The 17,237-nt window shown below is 34.7% G+C and carries 15 protein-coding genes; 12 read left to right on the plus strand and 3 right to left on the minus strand.

Translation table 11 applies throughout. The features are described from left to right. The first annotated feature begins 170 nt into the window (after positions 1-170). From dnaB to AC4BD1_RS00070, 3 genes are all read left to right on the plus strand, one after another. A complete protein-coding gene (gene dnaB / locus AC4BD1_RS00060) occupies positions 171-1,538 on the plus strand; it encodes a replicative DNA helicase (protein WP_206898959.1) in 1,368 nt (455 codons plus the stop codon). Positions 1,539-1,747: 209 nt separating this feature from the next. Continuing rightward, positions 1,748-3,040, plus strand: coding sequence for an adenylosuccinate synthase (locus AC4BD1_RS00065; RefSeq protein ID WP_490466661.1), 1,293 nt, complete (start codon positions 1,748-1,750; stop codon positions 3,038-3,040). 228 nt (positions 3,041-3,268) lie between these two features. Continuing rightward, positions 3,269-4,132, plus strand: coding sequence for a DegV family protein (locus AC4BD1_RS00070; protein WP_206907806.1), 864 nt, complete (start codon positions 3,269-3,271; stop codon positions 4,130-4,132). A gap of 55 nt (positions 4,133-4,187) precedes the next feature. Here the strand turns inward: AC4BD1_RS00070 and AC4BD1_RS00075 are convergent, their stop codons facing one another. Further along, positions 4,188-5,810, minus strand: a complete 1,623-nt coding sequence (locus tag AC4BD1_RS00075) for an ABC-F family ATP-binding cassette domain-containing protein (protein WP_206907803.1) — start codon at positions 5,808-5,810, stop codon at positions 4,188-4,190. 226 nt (positions 5,811-6,036) lie between these two features. Between AC4BD1_RS00075 and AC4BD1_RS00080 the strand changes: the two genes are divergently transcribed. Beyond that, entirely contained in the window at positions 6,037-6,561 is a 525-nt protein-coding gene (locus tag AC4BD1_RS00080) for an HdeD family acid-resistance protein (RefSeq protein WP_490485658.1), read from the plus strand. A 45-nt stretch (positions 6,562-6,606) separates the two neighbouring features. Here AC4BD1_RS00080 and spxB read toward each other — a convergent pair whose 3' ends face one another. Next, positions 6,607-8,334, minus strand: a complete 1,728-nt coding sequence (gene spxB / locus AC4BD1_RS00085) for a pyruvate oxidase (RefSeq protein WP_206907792.1) — start codon at positions 8,332-8,334, stop codon at positions 6,607-6,609. A gap of 154 nt (positions 8,335-8,488) precedes the next feature. On the opposite strand from spxB, the gene AC4BD1_RS00090 reads away from it, so the two are divergent. The 7 genes from AC4BD1_RS00090 (at position 8,489) to AC4BD1_RS00120 (ending at position 14,498) form a co-directional block, all read left to right on the plus strand. Further along, complete coding sequence (locus AC4BD1_RS00090) at positions 8,489-9,307, plus strand: ZIP family metal transporter (RefSeq protein ID WP_206907790.1); 819 nt, start codon at positions 8,489-8,491, stop codon at positions 9,305-9,307. Between the two features lie 514 nt (positions 9,308-9,821). Next, a complete protein-coding gene (locus AC4BD1_RS00095; protein WP_206907789.1) occupies positions 9,822-10,397 on the plus strand; it encodes a TMEM175 family protein in 576 nt (191 codons plus the stop codon). Between the two features lie 321 nt (positions 10,398-10,718). Next, positions 10,719-10,961, plus strand: coding sequence for a helix-turn-helix domain-containing protein (locus AC4BD1_RS00100; RefSeq protein WP_206907787.1), 243 nt, complete (start codon positions 10,719-10,721; stop codon positions 10,959-10,961). 516 nt (positions 10,962-11,477) lie between these two features. Then, on the plus strand, positions 11,478-11,843 hold the full coding sequence (locus AC4BD1_RS00105; RefSeq protein ID WP_490466664.1) for a PTS sugar transporter subunit IIB: 366 nt from the start codon (positions 11,478-11,480) through the stop codon (positions 11,841-11,843). 341 nt (positions 11,844-12,184) lie between these two features. Next, the gene (locus AC4BD1_RS00110) at positions 12,185-12,592 is read left to right on the plus strand and encodes an NUDIX hydrolase (protein ID WP_206907785.1); all 408 of its coding nucleotides are present in this window, start codon (positions 12,185-12,187) and stop codon (positions 12,590-12,592) included. Between the two features lie 154 nt (positions 12,593-12,746). Next, positions 12,747-13,817, plus strand: a complete 1,071-nt coding sequence (locus AC4BD1_RS00115; RefSeq protein WP_206907783.1) for an ABC transporter permease — start codon at positions 12,747-12,749, stop codon at positions 13,815-13,817. 9 nt (positions 13,818-13,826) lie between these two features. Beyond that, on the plus strand, positions 13,827-14,498 hold the full coding sequence (locus tag AC4BD1_RS00120) for an ABC transporter ATP-binding protein (protein WP_490466665.1): 672 nt from the start codon (positions 13,827-13,829) through the stop codon (positions 14,496-14,498). Between the two features lie 216 nt (positions 14,499-14,714). Here AC4BD1_RS00120 and AC4BD1_RS00125 read toward each other — a convergent pair whose 3' ends face one another. After that, a complete protein-coding gene (locus tag AC4BD1_RS00125; protein WP_490485659.1) occupies positions 14,715-15,737 on the minus strand; it encodes an LLM class flavin-dependent oxidoreductase in 1,023 nt (340 codons plus the stop codon). Between the two features lie 432 nt (positions 15,738-16,169). Here AC4BD1_RS00125 and AC4BD1_RS00130 point away from each other — a divergent pair, with 432 nt between their 5' ends. Then, complete coding sequence (locus AC4BD1_RS00130; protein ID WP_490485660.1) at positions 16,170-16,949, plus strand: sulfite exporter TauE/SafE family protein; 780 nt, start codon at positions 16,170-16,172, stop codon at positions 16,947-16,949. The last annotated feature ends 288 nt before the right edge of the window (positions 16,950-17,237 follow it).

The following is a 17,237-nucleotide window of genomic DNA, read 5'->3' on the forward strand; positions in this document are numbered from 1 at the left end:
AGCTCCACATGTTTTTGAACAATTATGAATTATCTGAGGCGTTGCTTGGGAAACACTATTTATTTGGAGAAAGGAGGTATGACAATTCCTTGTCACACCTCCTTTCTTACGGTGTACATTTCAGTTATTTTCTTGTAAAATGAAGCAACTGAAGACAAGGAGCGATAAGTATGAGTGAAGTGTGGCAGGATCGAATCCCACCGCAAAATATTGAAGCGGAACAAGCAGTCTTAGGCTCTGTTTTTCTTGATGCAGAAACGATCATTGATGCCATGGAATACATAGAGCCAAAAGATTTTTATCGTCGTGGTCATCAAATTATTTTTGAAACAATGATTGAATTGAATGATCGGAATGAAGCAATAGACGTTGTGACTGTGAAAGATCGATTAGAGCAAGGAAATCTTTTAGAAGATGCCGGAGGATTGAGTTACCTTTCAGAACTTGCTTTGGCAGTACCTACAGCTGCAAATGTGGCTTATTATGCCAAAATTGTTGAAGAAAAATCTTTACTGCGAAATTTAATCCAAACCGCAACTGGAATTGTAACTAAGGGTTTCGAGCAAGGTGAAGAAGTTCAGTCGATTTTAGATGATGCGGAACGAAGTATTTTAGAAGTATCTGAAAAAAGAAATCGTAGTGGTTTTTTATCAATTGCAGAAGTTTTGAACTCTACGATTGAAAATATAGATCAGCTTGCACAAAATAATGAAGAGATTACTGGTTTGCCGACAGGGTATCAAGGTTTAGATAAAATGACTGCAGGGTTCCAAGCGGAAGAATTAATTATTATTGCTGCTCGTCCTGCAGTAGGTAAAACAGCATTTGCTCTGAACATTGCTCAAAATGTGGGAACAAAAACAGATCGTTCTGTAGCAATTTTTAGTTTAGAAATGGGTGCGGAATCGTTAGTAAATCGTATGCTTTGTGCAGAAGGATCTATTGAAGCTAGTCATTTACGAACGGGACAGTTGTCAGAAGAAGAGTGGTCCAACTTAATTGTCGCTATGGGAAGCTTGTCACGAGCAAATATTTATATTGATGATACTCCGGGTATTAAAATTTCTGAAATTCGTGCGAAGTGTAGAAAACTGGCACAAGAAAAAGGAAATTTAGGGTTAATCTTGATTGATTACCTACAATTGATTGAAGGAAGTGGACGAGAAAATCGCCAACAAGAAGTGTCTGATATTTCACGTCAGCTGAAAAAATTGGCAAAAGAGTTAAAAGTACCTGTCATTGCTTTATCCCAACTTTCACGTGGTGTAGAACAGAGACAAGATAAACGTCCAGTTCTTAGTGATATCCGGGAATCTGGATCCATTGAGCAAGATGCCGATATCGTGGCGTTCTTATATCGTGATGACTATTATGATCGTGAAGGCGGCGAAGACGGAGAGGCGACAGAACCGCAAAATGATAATGTAATCGAAGTGATCATTGAAAAAAACCGAAGTGGCGCACGTGGGACTGTTGAGTTACTTTTTATAAAAGAATACAATAAGTTTTCTTCACTTTCACCAAGGGAAGAATTCTAAATGATTTTATTTGAGAAAAGTTTGGTTTTATTGTGTAGACAGTAAAGCCGAGCTTTTTTATTATAGAAATTTTTTAAATAATTAGTAAATTGTTCGTAAATAAACCGTTTTTACGAAATAAAATAAAATATCATTCGATTTTGTTTGAATATATAGGTGTAAATTGGTACAATAGTTCAGGATCAAATAATATAAAATGAGGTGTTCGAATGTCATCTGTAGTAGTAGTAGGTACACAATGGGGCGATGAAGGGAAAGGAAAAATCACTGACTTCCTTAGTGAGAACGCAGAAGTAATCGCACGTTACCAAGGTGGCGATAATGCAGGACATACAATTAAATTTAGTGGTGTTACGTATAAACTGCATTTAATTCCTTCTGGGATTTTTTACAAAGATAAAATCAGTGTGATTGGGAATGGTGTTGTTGTTAATCCTAAATCTTTAGTAAAAGAGCTTGCCTATCTACACGAAAAAGATATTACGACGGACAATTTAAGAATTTCTGACCGTGCGCATGTCATCTTGCCATACCACATTAAATTAGATCAATTGCAAGAAGATGCGAAAGGCGAGAATAAAATTGGAACAACGATCAAAGGAATCGGACCTGCATACATGGATAAAGCAGCACGTGTAGGGATTCGAATCGCAGATTTATTAGATAAAGAAATTTTTGAAGAACGTTTACGTATGAATTTAGAAGACAAAAATCGTCAATTTGTTAAAATGTTTGACTCTGAACCAATTTCATTCGAAGAAATTTTTGAAGAATATTATGAGTATGGTCAACAAATCAAACAATATGTGACAGATACTTCAGTCATTTTAAATGATGCGTTAGATGCTGGGAAGCGCGTGTTATTCGAAGGTGCACAAGGTGTTATGTTGGATATTGATCAAGGAACATATCCATTTGTTACTTCATCTAATCCAGTTGCTGGAGGCGTAACAATTGGTAGTGGCGTTGGCCCATCAAAAATCAATAAAGTGGTTGGTGTATGTAAAGCTTATACTTCACGTGTAGGCGATGGTCCTTTCCCAACTGAATTATTTGATGAAACTGGTGAACAAATTCGTAAAGTTGGTCGGGAATATGGTACAACAACTGGCCGACCACGTCGTGTTGGATGGTTTGATACAGTTGTTATGCGTCATTCAAAACGTGTATCAGGGATTACGAACCTTTCACTTAACTCTATTGATGTTTTAAGTGGCCTAGACACAGTAAAAATCTGTACAGCTTATGAATTAGATGGAGAATTAATTTATCATTACCCAGCTAGCTTGAAAGAATTAAAACGTTGCAAACCTGTATATGAAGAATTACCAGGTTGGTCTGAAGATATTACTAGTTGTAAAACATTAGCAGAATTACCAGAAAATGCTCGTAATTATGTAAGACGTATCTCAGAGCTTGTAGGCGTGCGTATTTCTACTTTCTCAGTTGGACCAGATAGAAACCAAACAAACATCTTAGAAAGCGTGTGGGCGCAAATTTAAGACACTTTTAGCCCATATAGATAACTGAATCAGGACATTTCTTTTAGAAGTGAGTTATCTTGGGAAAACTTTTTAATATAAAACAACTGAAACTTGAAGTAACCTTGAATTTATTCATGTTGCTTCAAGTTTTTTCGTAAATAATAGCCATAAATTCCTTTTGATTACAAGACGTTTGTTATAATGTAGTAGTTAGGCGGGTTAAGAATAAAAAAGGAGTTGAATCATGTGTATCAAATAGTGACTGATTCTTGTTGTGATTTACCTTATCAGGTATTAAAAGAAATAAATGTCGACTTTTTATCAATGAAAATCCAGCTAAATGGCGAAGAATTAATTGACGACTTAGGAAAAACTTTTGATTATGAAAAATATATGAATGAATTAAAAGGTGAAGCAATGCCAACCACTTCACAAATAAATGTGGGTGGCTATTTAGAATTTTTCCGATCATATGTTGAAAAAAAGATTCCTGTCCTTTATGTTGCTTTTTCTAGCGCAATGAGCGGTTCTTATAGTAGTGCAATGCAAGCTGTTGAGCTATTGAAGGAAGAGTACGAGAATCCAGAAATTTATGTTTTTGATACAAAGGCGGCTAGTATTGGTGAAGGACTGTTGGTTTTAGCTGCAGCCAGATTAAAAGAAGAAGGAAAGCCTCTTGAAGAAGTTTTAGAGTGGTTGAAGAATAATTATTTAAAAGTTCGCTCTTGGGTAACTGTTGATGATTTAAAACATCTTGAGCGTGGGGGAAGAATTTCTAAGACAAGTGCGACATTAGGAAGTATTTTAAGTGTAAAACCTATCATTACCGTTGATGAAGCAGGACGTTTAACAAACGTTGATAAGGTTCGTGGAAGAAATAAATCCATTCAAAAAATTGTTGATGAAACGATCCAATCAATTGTAGCACCTCTTGAACAAACCATTTATATTGCTTATGCAGGAGATTTAGAAAGTGCTGAAAAAGCTAAGAAACAATTAGAAGAAAAAATCCAAGTAAAAAATATTGTGCTTTATCCATTAGGACCAACGATTGCTAGCCATACTGGTTATGGTTGCATTGCTATCTTTTCAATGGGGACGAGTCGTTAATCCATAATAAAAAAAGCGTAGGGCAGTTAATTGTCCCTACGCTTTTTTGTGGGTTTTATGAAAATAATACATCCATATTTTTCTTGACATCAGGATTTTCTAAAAACTCATCATAGGTTGTATCTGCTCGATCAATTACACCTTTATCAGAAACAGCAATAATACGGTTTGCTAGTGTTTGGATAAATTGATGGTCATGAGAAGCAAATAGGATAGAACCAGTGAAAGCCATCAATCCATCATTTAGAGCAGTAATTGACTCTAAATCTAAATGATTTGTTGGATCATCGAGCACTAAGACGTTTGCTTTTGAAAGCATCATCTTTGAAAGCATACAGCGAACTTTTTCTCCCCCAGATAAAACGTTAACTGGTTTTAAGACTTCTTCTCCAGAAAAGAGCATTCGTCCTAAGAAGCTTCTCAAGAAAGTGTTGTCGTCTTCTTCTTTACTTGCATACTGACGTAACCAGTCAAGGATCGTTAAATCAGTATTGAATTCTTTTGTAGTATCTTTCGCTAAATAAGAGTGACTGGTTGTTACACCCCAGCGAACAGTCCCAGTATCGGGTTTGATTTCGCCCATGATTACTTTAAACAATGTAGTAGTTGTAATATCATTATCTGCTATAAAAGCAACTTTGTCTTCCTTGTTTAAAGTAAATGATATATCTTTTAAGATTTGTTTACCATCAATGGTTACACTCACATTATCTACTTGTAAAAGATCATTTCCAATTTCACGTTCAGGTTTAAATCCAACAAATGGATAGCGCCTTGAAGACGGTTGAATGTCATCTAACGTAATTTTTTCTAGCATTTTTTTACGTGAAGTTGCTTGTTTAGATTTCGAAGCATTTGCACTGAAACGCGCAATAAAGTCTTGCAGTTCTTTGATTTGTTCTTCTTTTTTGGCATTTGCATTTGCTTGAAGTTTTGTTGCAAGTTGGCTAGATTCTAACCAAAAATCATAGTTTCCGACATAAAGTTTGATTTTACCGAAGTCCAAATCTGCCATGTGCGTACAAACTTTGTTCAAAAAGTGACGGTCATGTGATACTACGATTACAGTGTTTTCAAATTCAATTAAAAATTCTTCTAACCAATTGATTGATTGAATATCCAGTCCATTGGTAGGTTCGTCCAGCAGTAATACATCAGGTTTACCAAAAAGTGTTTGCGCCAGTAAAACTTTTACTTTTTGACCAGCAGTTAATTCACTCATTAATTGATGGTGTAGTTCTTCAGGGATATTTAAGCCTTGTAATAAAACTGCTGCTTCTGGTTCAGCTTCCCAACCATTTAGCTCAGCAAACTCTCCTTCTAATTCTGCAGCACGAATGCCGTCAGCATCAGAAAAGTCTTCCTTCATATACAAAGCATCCTTTTCTTTCATTACTTCATACAATCGTTTGTGTCCCATGATAACAGTTTCTAAAACAGTATATTCTTCATAATCAAAATGATTTTGTTTCAAAACAGCCATACGTTCATTAGGACCTAAAGTAACATTCCCAGTTGAAGGTTGTAAATCTCCAGATAAAACTTTAAGGAAAGTTGATTTACCTGCTCCATTTGCACCAATCAATCCATAACAATTTCCCGGAGTGAATTTAATATTAACGTCATCAAACAGTTTGCGATCTGAAAAGTGCAAACTTACATCATTTACAGTAATCAATTTTTTTCCTCACTTATATTTATAGTAGTTTTGACGAATTTGAGTCTTATAGAATTATAAAGGGGAAAGGTAAAAGTTTCAAGGTAATACCAATTTTAATTGTGTTTCACGTGGAACTTAAAAATTTTGCTGAAAAATTTTTAGCGAGATAGACAGCATAACTTTTGACGCACGTCGAAAGTGCGTCTAGTATTAGTTATGTAAATAAAAGAAAGAAGGTATGAAAATGAATGAAAATAGAAGAATGGTTGATTGGGGATCACTACTGATAGGTATTTTATTTGTAATTGTATCGCTATTATCATTTCAAGACCCAGTTGGAAATTTAGTGGCAATTGTTATGGTATTTGCAGTATTTGCTTTTTTAAAGGGAATTTTTGAAATTATTGGTCGTAATCGCTTGAAAGAATTAACCGGTTATAAAGCAAAAATGCCTTTAGTAGTTGGAGTTATTGATATTCTAATTGGACTCTTTTTGCTGTTTAACGTAAATGCAGGTGTGATGGCCTTGCCTTTTGTATTTGCTATTTGGTTTATTATTGATTCGGTGTTTGCTTTATTTGTTACTGATCTGGCAAAAAATATCAGTACAGGATATTATTGGTTTACAGTTATTATCAATATTTTAGGTATCTTTTTAGGTATCGTGTTACTTTTTAACCCAATTTCTTCAGCATTAACTTTGAGTTTCTTAGTTGGTTTTTACTTTATGATGTTTGGAATCACTCATATTGTTTATGCATTTAGATAAAAAAACAAAAAAAATGCGTATGCTTTTTGAGCATACGCTATTTTTTTATAGACTTTCGTAAATTTCATGAAGGACTGGCATGTCATGTACTTCATATTTTTGTTTGAAACTTTCAATTTCTTCAGTTGAATAAAGACGAGGATCCAGATGTAGATCTTCAACTGGTAATGGACGCTTATCTGAAATTTTGACATCGATGACTACTGGGCGAGTTGATTTTGCCGCAGCATCAAATGCAGGTCGCAATTGTGAGAATTCAGTGATTGTGAAACCATCAGCCCCCAACGCTTCTCCTGCTTTTCCAAAATCAGCACCTTCCAAAAAGACGCCAAATTTATTTTGCTCAGAATCTTCTTGCTCAGCTTCGATAAAACCAAAGGATTCATTTGAAAAAACAACATTGATAATAGGTAATTGATATTTTACTTGAGTAATAATATCTTGCATGACCATTGCAAATCCACCATCACCACTGAGTGTAAAAACTTGTTGTTCAGGATAACTTAATTTTGCAGCAATCCCAGCCGGAACGGCGTAACCCATCGTGGCAAACCAACCAGATGTTGTATGCTTTTGTTGACCATTTAAATCTAATAGACGAATAGATTGGATCGTTGTATTACCGACATCTGTTACAAAAATAGCTGATTCTTCTGCAATACGATTGATTTCATTGTATACAGCTTCGGGACGAATTGGCTTATCAGCTTTGGTTGCAAATGATTGAAGCCAGTTGACCCAATTTTCTTTGTTTTTTTGGTTCGCAAGTAACCAGTTATCTGAAGGACGTGATTTTCCAACTTCAACCAGAGTTTGCAATGTTGTGATAGCATCTCCTAAAATAGCTAATGAAGTTTGGTGTCGACGACCAAATTTTGACGCATCAATATCTACTTGTACAAATTTAGCATCAGGATTGAAGAAGTATTTGGCAAAAGGAAAATCACTTCCTACGAAGAAAATTAAATCAGCTTCAGCCAATGCTTCATTTGCAGGTTTGGTAGCGACACGCCCAGCAAAACCAAGAAAATTAGGATAGTTATCTGGAACAATCCCCTTTCCTAATACAGAAGAAACAACAGGCATTGAAAAATGTTCTGAGAAAGCTTTGATTTGTTCAAACCCTCCACGAGTCCCTTGGCCAATATAGAGTACAGGTTTCTTTGCTTCACTGATGTATGGTAAAGCTTTGATTACTTCCTCTTTTTTTGGTAGCAAAACATTGTTCTGGTGGGTAGAGGCTGTACTGAATTCTTGGTCTTCGATATCTGCATAACCAAAATCAACTGGGATAGTTACTATGGCAACACCATTGTATTTATAAGCCGCTTTGATAGCTTCATCGGTTACATGAGGGAGACTTTCTGGTGTCATTACTGTTCTATTATAGACACTAACATCGGCAAACATAGGGTTTTCATTTAATTCTTGGAAAGCATTATAATTCATTGCAGTCGAAGCGACTTGACCAAGAAATGCAACTACTGGTACATGATCCATTTGTGCGTCATACAGCCCATTGATTAAGTGTGTAGCTCCAGGACCAGCCGAGCCAAATACAGCACCAATTTTACCAGTCAATTTTGCATCTGCCGCGGCAGCAAGTGCTCCTACTTCTTCATGACGAACTTGAATATATTTAACAGAGTGTTTTTCTTGGTATAAAGCATCCATGATGGAATTAAAAGAGCCGCCAGGGATACCATAAATATGATCAATGCCCCAACTTTCTAAAACTTTGACCATAGCTACGCCTGAATTTATGGTTGACATATGATGTATCACTCCTTTTATTTTGTTAGACTCAGTATAACTCTTTCTTTATTTTGTCCCAACTAATTCGTTTTTTCACATAATAAGTTGTGATAGGTGTCGAAAAAATACTTTTTTTAGTATGATGAATAAGTAAACGAGAAAGGAGAAATCAATGGTTACTTGGTTATTAGGGTTAGATCCATGGGTACAAGCATTAGTGGGAACAGGATTCACTTATTTTATGACAGCGCTAGGCGCAGCACTTGTATTTTTCTTTAAAGACATCAAGAAAGAGTTATTAAATTTGATGCTAGGATTTGCTTCGGGAATAATGATTGCTGCCAGTTTTTGGTCATTGCTAGATCCAGCAATCTCAAAGGCAGAAGAAAATGGTGACATTGCCTGGTTGGTTGTAAGCATAGGATTTGGTTTAGGGGGTGTCTTTCTTTACATAGCAGATAAGACGTTACCTCACATGCATTTTGGTCCAAAACATGAAGTAGAAGGATTCCAAACACATTTGAAACGAACGATTTTATTGGTTTTTTCGATTACATTACACAATATACCAGAGGGATTGGCAGTAGGTGTAGCGTTTGGGGCAGCTACGAATGCTAGTGATCCTAAGGCAGCAACGTTAGCCGCTATTTCAGTAGCTTTAGGAATAGGCATCCAAAATTTCCCTGAGGGTGCAGCAGTATCGATTCCATTGAGACAAGAAGGGTTAAGTCGAAGAAAAGCGTTTTGGTATGGGCAGGCTTCGGGAGTGGTCGAACCAATTGCAGGAGTGTTAGGTGCATTGCTTGTAACGAGAGTTTCGCTATTATTGCCTTATGCGCTAGCTTTTGCTGCGGGTGCAATGATTTACGTTGTTGTAGAAGAATTGATTCCAGAAGCGCAACAAACGTTGTCAAGCCGACGACACTTTGCGGTATTTGGTGTCATGCTCGGTTTTATGATTATGATGATTTTAGATGTAGCATTAGGATAACAGACTTGATTAAACTTTTATTCAAAGAAAAAACCAGAGAAAAATTTCTCTGGTTTTTTTACTTTTTGAATAAAAATCATAAAAAATTGAAGGCTCTCTAGTTGTAGTTAGAAAATATTTTTTGAGATCTCTTCTTTTTTCGTGCAATAATTAGTAGTATCGTCTATTGTTACCGGACGTGCCTGTAATCAATCGGACTAGCCAAATAGCAATAGCCAATGGGATGAGTAATTTGATTGCAAACCACAAGAATCCGCTTAGTAAACCAACAAACAGACTGATAACAGAGCTAGCGATGATTAGAAAAAGAATTAACAAGAATACTTTTCCGATTATATTTTTTTGTCCCATGAACTATTCCCTCATTTCATATGTTTTTTCTATATAAAAAGTTTAACAAATTTTTACTTTTTTCACGTCCAACTAAAGACTGATTATTTCATCAGACTTCAGATGATTATCTTTTGCTTTTTTTGAATGTTTCCATATAAAATAAGCGAAAGGAGAGAAAATTATGACAAAGAATCGTTTAGAAGCATTTACAGATGCAGTTATTGCAATTATTATGACCATTTTAGTTTTAGAATTACATCAACCAGGTTCAGATACTTGGTCGGCATTAATTGGACTTGAACATAAAATTTTGATTTATGTAATCAGTTTCTTTACACTGGTTATTTATTGGAATAACCACCATCATTTATTTTTAGTGGTCAAAAGAATAAACGGACAAGTATTATGGCGAAATAGCGTTTTTATTTTTTCTTTATCTTTATTCCCATTTGCAACTGCTTGGATCAGTGAATATATTAATAGTCTAGTGCCTGAACTTGTGTATGGGTTAGTGACCTTGTTTGCTAATGTTACCTATTATTTTCTAGCAAGAGAACTCGCTAAAGTAAATAAAAAAGAAAGTGTTGTGAAAGAATTACTGATTGATTACCGGAAATCTTATCTGTCCATTGGACTGAATATTTTAGGATTATTATTGGGATGGTTAGTCGCACCTATAGCAGTTTTAGTTGTAAATGTATTGATTTTATTGATGTGGTTCATTCCAATAAAAAGAGTAGAACAGTATTTTGGATGAAAAGAAAGGTGTAGGACAAACAGTCTTGCACCTTTCTTTTGTGGATTAAACATATGCATAAAAGTTTTCCACAGTGGATAACTTAAAAAACATCAAAACAAGGAGGGCAAACGTGTTATTTATAAATGATGAATTAGCACATTTTTACCGTATTCATTTAAGAGATAAACATCTAGTTTTTTATACCTTTGGGGGGTATTTTTAGTAGTAAGTAGTGGCTAGAATGGTTAGGTAAAAGAAATGTTATGTTGTTGAAGGAAAAGGGAACAGTTTTCTTATACTGAGATAGATAGGTTACAATAAATAAAAAGGAAAAAAATAATGAATAATTTACGTAAATTGCGATTAGAACACCAATTAACTATTCGAGAGTTAGCTGACATTTTAGCTTGTGACTTCTCTTTATATTCAAAATATGAACGCGAAGAGCGGAGTATTCCAATTAAATTACTGATCATACTATCCGACTTTTATGGAACGAATAGTGATTTTCTACTAGGACGGACAGATTATCCCAAAAAACTTCCATCGTCTAAAGAGCCATCTGAATATGATCGTACATAGAATTACTAATAAAAGAATGCTAACTAAAATTTGATATATCAAATTTTAACTAAAGATTAGATAAACAGTAAATAAAAAATAGATAGATCAAAACAATAGTTTACTTTGGTAATCTTATCAGATTGCTGAGCATTTTCATAAAGATAAAAATGCGGAATTTATTAGCTTTGCAATGTATGAGGTTTTTACTACATAAGCTATTACATGGATGTTAAATAACATAGAAATCTTCCATAGTGGAAAGGAATAAAAAAATGTTTGTTGAGTAAAGAAAGAGTGAGTCTAGCAAAAGATTCATTGTCAAACTATTCTTCAAGGAGTACATTGATGGTAGAAAATAAAAGAATTGAGACAATCAAAAAATGACACAAAAAGCATCAGCAGAAATCCTAAATGTCACACCTCAATCAGTATTTAAAGAGGAGTGAAATGTGGTAATCTGGATATTCAAACACGTTTAATACTAAGCAGATATTTTTGAATTTTCTTTTTTCAAAAATGAAAAGGGGTGAGCAGATGAAAAGGTCTCAAAATACGAATATAGAACAAGTTTCAACTGATATAAAAGTCTTGATTTTTGACTTGAGTGGGAGTTTCATGAGTGATAAAGGCTTGTTACAAACACAAATTTTGAATAGTAAATTACAGTCACTGATGAATAAAAACGAAAAAAATATCATAGTAGACACATATGGATCTAGTCAGATAAATAAATACGGAGAACAAGCAGATGTTATTCTATTGACGCCTTCATTTAGTTTTGCACGAAAAGAAATTGAAAAACAATTTCCTATAATACCTGTGATTGAAATATCAAAGAGGGACTATGGCTTGTTGAATATTGAAAATATTTATCAAGAGATTCTCAACTTAGTAAAGTAAAAATTAAGAAATAACTAAGTAAAAAAAGGCAGCTTTTGAGTAAACAACTCAGAGGCTGTTCTTACACAAGGTGTTGCTAGTTTTCGTACATTTCCTACTTCTAGTAACATTATAGCCACAGCAAGAGAGTACCTATATATCATCAGTTGTTAAAGTGCTTGAACTAGGTGTCGTTAAAATTAACTCAGAAAAAGCTTATGACCATTATTTTACATAAATCATCAAGTGGCAGCAGCTTTTTCTAATTGTTTTTTGAGTAACTAAATTTAACTACTAAATTTGCTATACTAGTAGATGAAAGCGAAAACAAGTTATTGCTATAACTCAAAAGGACTGATTTTATGAAAAAAGTTTTTTCTCGCGTATTTATTAAAGACACCGCTGGGGATTTCTTGGTGATTAGGGACAGAGTAGATGTTTGGAATTTTCCAGGTGGGAAAAAAGAAATTGGTGAAACTACAATGGAGTGTGCCATACGTGAAGTGTACGAGGAAACTGCGTTACGAATTTCTCAAGTGGAAGAAGTTTATCAAGCGGATTTTCTTTTTGAAGAGGTGGAATGGGAAGGACATTTCTATTTTGCTTATCAGGCTTCAGGGCGTCCAACATTGAATGAGCCTAATAAAATTAAAGGTGTACAATTTATTTCTGAGCTAAGCTCTGTTGAATTTTCTCCTAGTTTAGCTTCGTTGTTTCAATGGCTTTCTAGACAAGATGATTTAAAGACAGCACAGACAACTTGGTGTTAAAAAATACGCAGTTACTTTTATATTTAACTTTTTAAATATGTTATCTTCCTGACTAGATAGTCAGTTTTTTTATGGTAAATAAGTCACTCTGTTTTTACCTTAGAAAGAAAGATGGTACGCTTGTTTTATTCGATAGAAGGTAAGGAGGAACGTCATGTTTTTAGCAATAAACGAAATCAGGTATTCAAAGTTGAGGTATGCTTTGGTAATTGGGGTTATGTTTTTGATTGCATATCTAGTATTTTTTTTAACAGGCTTAGCTTATGGATTAGCTCAAGACAATCGGACAGCGATAGATAAGTGGCAAGCAGACGATATATTATTAGCAGATGAAGCGAATAATAATTTAAATATGTCAATGATTCCATTAACGAAATTTGATGAGGTAAAGGCGGAAAAGAAGGCCTACCTAACACAAACTGCAGGTGTGATACAGAAAGAAAAAGGAAAAGAAAAAATTGATGTTACTTTTTTTGGAATTAATCAAGATCAATTTTTAGCTCCGAAAATCAGTGATGGAAAAATGTTCCAGTCTGATGATGAAACAGTGGCGGATAGTAGCGTAAAAGAGCAGTATGGCTTGAATTTGGGTGATACAGTTCAGCTTGCGGGGAGTGATAAAAAATTAAAAATCGTAGGATTCACGAAGAATGCAAAATTTAGTGTTGCTCCAGTTTTATATATAACAGTGAGTGCTTATCAAGAAATTCGTTTTGAAACACAAGGTAGTCAGACTAGCGAAAAAACGAGAGTCAATACGATAATTACTAGAGGACATGTAAGTAAAATTCCTGATAATCTAAAAAAAATTAGTATTAAAACATTTATAAATGATTTGCCTGGATATAACGCACAAGTCTTAACATTTGGTTTTATGATTGGCTTTTTGATTGTGATTGCTGCAATTGTGATTGGGATATTTATTTATGTTTTGACTATGCAAAAGGCAGAAATCTTTGGTGTTATGAAAGCGCAAGGGATTTCTAGTAGATACATCGCCAATTCAGTAATTGTTCAGACTTTTTTATTGGCTATTATCGGCGTGGTAGCGGGATTAGCAGGAACGCTGGGGACAAGTTTATTGTTGCCTGAAGCCGTGCCGTTTCAAATAAATCTTCTGTTCTTTTTAAGTATTAGTATCTTGATGATTGTGATAGCTGTTTTAGGTGCCTTGTTCTCTGTAAGGACAATTGTAAAAATTGATCCATTAAAAGCTATCGGATAGGAGAAGACAATGAAAGCAATTGAATTCAAGCAAGTAAAAAAATCATTCAAAGATGGTGATTCCGTTATTGAAGCTTTAAAAGAAACTGATTTTTCAGTTGAAAAAGGAGAATTTGTAGCAATTATTGGTCCTTCTGGTTCTGGCAAAAGTACACTTTTAACGATTGCTGGAGGGTTACAGGCTCCTTCTGCTGGACAAGTATTGATTAACGATCGTCCATTTAGTGAAGAAAAAGAAAAGCAGCGTGCAGCTTTGCGCTTTAAGGAAATTGGCTTTATCTTGCAGGCATCTAATTTGGTTCCTTTTCTAACTGTAAAAAAACAATTGAAATTAGTTGATAAAGTTAGTAAAGAAAATCGATTAGATAATGGGATTAAGCTGTTAGAACAGTTGGGTGTAGGTAGATTACTTGATAAATACCCTGAAGAATTATCAGGAGGAGAACGTCAACGTGTAGCAATCGCTCGAGCATTGTACCATGATCCGACAATTATTTTAGCAGATGAACCAACAGCAAGTCTTGACTCAGAAAAAGCTTATGAGGTAGTAAAAATATTAGCTGAAGAAACCAAAGAAAAACAAAAAGCAACGATTATGGTGACACATGATACACGTTTGATTGAACATTGTGATCGTGTGTTGGTGATGAAAGATGGTCAGTTAACAGAACAGAAAGAGTAATTAATTATTAAAAGTGATCATTAATTTGTTTTAAAAATAAAAGCACTTAGGAGTTATTTCTCCTAAGTGCTTTTATTTGAATTAATAAGGGAGATATTTCGAGTAATTTTCAGTAAGAGAATTTATACCTAAAGCAGGGAAGGCTACTTTAGGTATAAGTTATTATCTTACAAAATTAAAGTTCGCAAACAAAAAATAGTCTTGCCTGCTCAATTTTTAACGCCAACCTAGACCAGGAGCGACATCTTTTACAATGGATTCAAGCAAATGAACGTTATATTCAACTCCTAAAGTATTCGGAATAGTTACAAGAACGGTATCTGCTTCTTTGATTGCTTCGTCTTCCGCTAATTCTTTTACGATTTGATCGGGTTCGCCAGCAAATGTTCTACCAAAAATTGTTGGATTTTGATGATAAGCTAAGAAACCAACTTGATCATACTTGGAATCATCATTTCCACCGAATAAACGACGATCTAAATCACTTGTAATTGGTTGAATGGAACGAGTAACAAGTGTTCTTGGTTCAAAATCATGACCTGCTTCTTTCCAAGCTTCTTTGTAGACACGTAATTGTTTTGCTTGTTGGACGTGGAAAGGTTCGTTTGATTCGTTATTAACAAGTGTAGATGATTGAAGATTCATTCCATGTTTAGCTGCCCAAATAGCTGTTTCTTGTGAGCCTGCTCCCCACCAAATACGTTTTTCTAAACCTTCTGAATAAGGTTCAATACGCAATTTTCCAGGTGCTTGTGGGAACATTGGTATTGGATTTGGTTCAGCAAAACGTTCACCTTTCAATAACTCTAAAAATTCCAGTGTTCGTTCACGTGTAACTTCTTTGATTTCTTCTTCACTGTAATCATAACCAAAGTATTTCCAACCATCGAGAACTTGTTCAGGTGAACCACGACCGACGCCTAATTGCACTCGTCCTTGAGTAATGATATCTGTTAATCCAGCATTTTCTGCCATGTAGTAAGGATTTTCGTAACGCATGTCGATTAATCCTGTTCCAATCTCAATCTTACTTGTTTGTGCACCAATCGCAGAAAGTAGTGGAAATGGTGAGCCGATTTGTGGTGCAAAATGATGGACACGGAACCAAGCACCATCAATGCCGAGTTTTTCTGCTTCAACAGCTAGCTCAATTGATTGTAGATAAGCATCTTGAGCTGTTTTTACTAAAGAACCTTGATCCATCCAATGACCGAAACTTAAAAAGCCAATGTTTTTCATAATTGAAATCCTCCTTAATCTTGAATAATTTTACTTACTTTTAATAAGTTGGATTCATTCTACTACTTTTTGTTTAAAAACGCGAATAATTGTTCCGGTGGTGAAGTGAGCTAAAAATAGTTGGCTTTTTTGACAAAAACAGGAACTACCTGATCTTCCATAGGACTTTATTTATTATCTATACTCGACTGATCATAAAGGGGTTACATTCGTAATACCTTTTAAAATCATTTATATTTATAGTAACGAAAATTATTTGAATCAGATATTTCTGACATGTTTGTAAGTATCAGTCATGCTTAAAAAGTGTGAACGTTAGCCATTTCAACAAATGTGTGGGGATGGTTAAGAATATCGTGATTACCGAAAAAGACTAGAACAATATAGATCAAAAATAGAAGGAATACTGATTTGATTGTAGGAGGTGGAAAGGTGATAGGGATTCTTTACTTTATTGTCATTGTTTTAGCTAATGCCGTTGGGGCAATTTCTGGAATGGGTGGTGGCGTGATCATCAAACCTGTTTTTGATTTTATTGGCGCACATGACGTGGCGGCTATTTCTTTTTATTCTGCTACAGCAGTATTTACGATGTCTATTGTTTCTACTGCGCGTCAATTGGCGAGTGGTCGAAAATTTGATTGGCAAATTGTCAGTTGGGTATCAGCTGGGGCAGTATTAGGAGGAATTTTAGGAAACAGTGCATTTGAAGCTTGTTTAAATTGGTTTGGAAATAATGATATTGTGCAGTTGATTCAAATCATATTGACTGTGTTTACCTTGATTTTTGCTTTTGTTTATACAAAATATGATTGGAAAAATTTTCAACTCATACACGTTGGTTGGTATTTTATTTGTGGATCGATCTTAGGATTTTTAGCTAGTTTATTAGGGATTGGCGGTGGTCCAATCAATGTCTCGTTACTCATGTTGCTATTTTCACTACCAATTAAAGACGCAACAGTTTATTCTATTTGTACCATTTTCTTTTCACAATTTGCAAAATTACTTACGATAGCTTTTACCACAGGATTTAATCGCTATGATCTAACTATGTTGTGGTTTGTGATTCCAGCCGCAATTATTGGTGGTTTACTAGGAGCAAAATTCAGTAATATTTTATCGCCGAAAAGAGTTACGGCTGTCTTTCAAGGAGTGATTATCCTTGTACTATTCATTAATCTTTACAATGCTTATCAGTTATTACAATAGGAAGATACGGAAGATTACTTTAGACAATTGAGAAGTTATAACATGAGCCTTGTACCACTATCGTCAAGAACACTATAAGTTTTAAAAAAGAAACCATGAGTTCCTATCAAAGGACTCATGGTTTCTTTTTTTTCTTTCCACTCAATAGCTTATTGGGTTTTTGAACAGTAGAGCTAGCGTGATTAGATTTAAACTGTGACCAAAAGTGTGATTATATATCACGTGATTCAAGTGGTTTATATCGGTGTACTGTGATATGAATTTTTAGTGATGAACAATTATTTTTCA

This window comes from Enterococcus sp. DJ147D b (assembly GCF_058216655.1).

Bases quoted from the DNA above. Each gene is read 5' to 3' on its own strand.
- dnaB (WP_206898959.1), top strand. From the start codon at position 171: ATGAGTGAAGTGTGGCAGGATCGAATCCCACCGCAAAATATTGAAGCG.
- AC4BD1_RS00065 (WP_490466661.1), top strand. From the start codon at position 1,748: ATGTCATCTGTAGTAGTAGTAGGTACACAATGGGGCGATGAAGGGAAA.
- AC4BD1_RS00080 (WP_490485658.1), top strand. From the start codon at position 6,037: ATGAATGAAAATAGAAGAATGGTTGATTGGGGATCACTACTGATAGGT.
- spxB (WP_206907792.1), bottom strand. From the start codon at position 8,334: ATGTCAACCATAAATTCAGGCGTAGCTATGGTCAAAGTTTTAGAAAGT.
- AC4BD1_RS00090 (WP_206907790.1), top strand. From the start codon at position 8,489: ATGGTTACTTGGTTATTAGGGTTAGATCCATGGGTACAAGCATTAGTG.
- AC4BD1_RS00095 (WP_206907789.1), top strand. From the start codon at position 9,822: ATGACAAAGAATCGTTTAGAAGCATTTACAGATGCAGTTATTGCAATT.
- AC4BD1_RS00100 (WP_206907787.1), top strand. From the start codon at position 10,719: ATGAATAATTTACGTAAATTGCGATTAGAACACCAATTAACTATTCGA.
- AC4BD1_RS00105 (WP_490466664.1), top strand. From the start codon at position 11,478: ATGAAAAGGTCTCAAAATACGAATATAGAACAAGTTTCAACTGATATA.
- AC4BD1_RS00110 (WP_206907785.1), top strand. From the start codon at position 12,185: ATGAAAAAAGTTTTTTCTCGCGTATTTATTAAAGACACCGCTGGGGAT.
- AC4BD1_RS00115 (WP_206907783.1), top strand. From the start codon at position 12,747: ATGTTTTTAGCAATAAACGAAATCAGGTATTCAAAGTTGAGGTATGCT.
- AC4BD1_RS00120 (WP_490466665.1), top strand. From the start codon at position 13,827: ATGAAAGCAATTGAATTCAAGCAAGTAAAAAAATCATTCAAAGATGGT.
- AC4BD1_RS00125 (WP_490485659.1), bottom strand. From the start codon at position 15,737: ATGAAAAACATTGGCTTTTTAAGTTTCGGTCATTGGATGGATCAAGGT.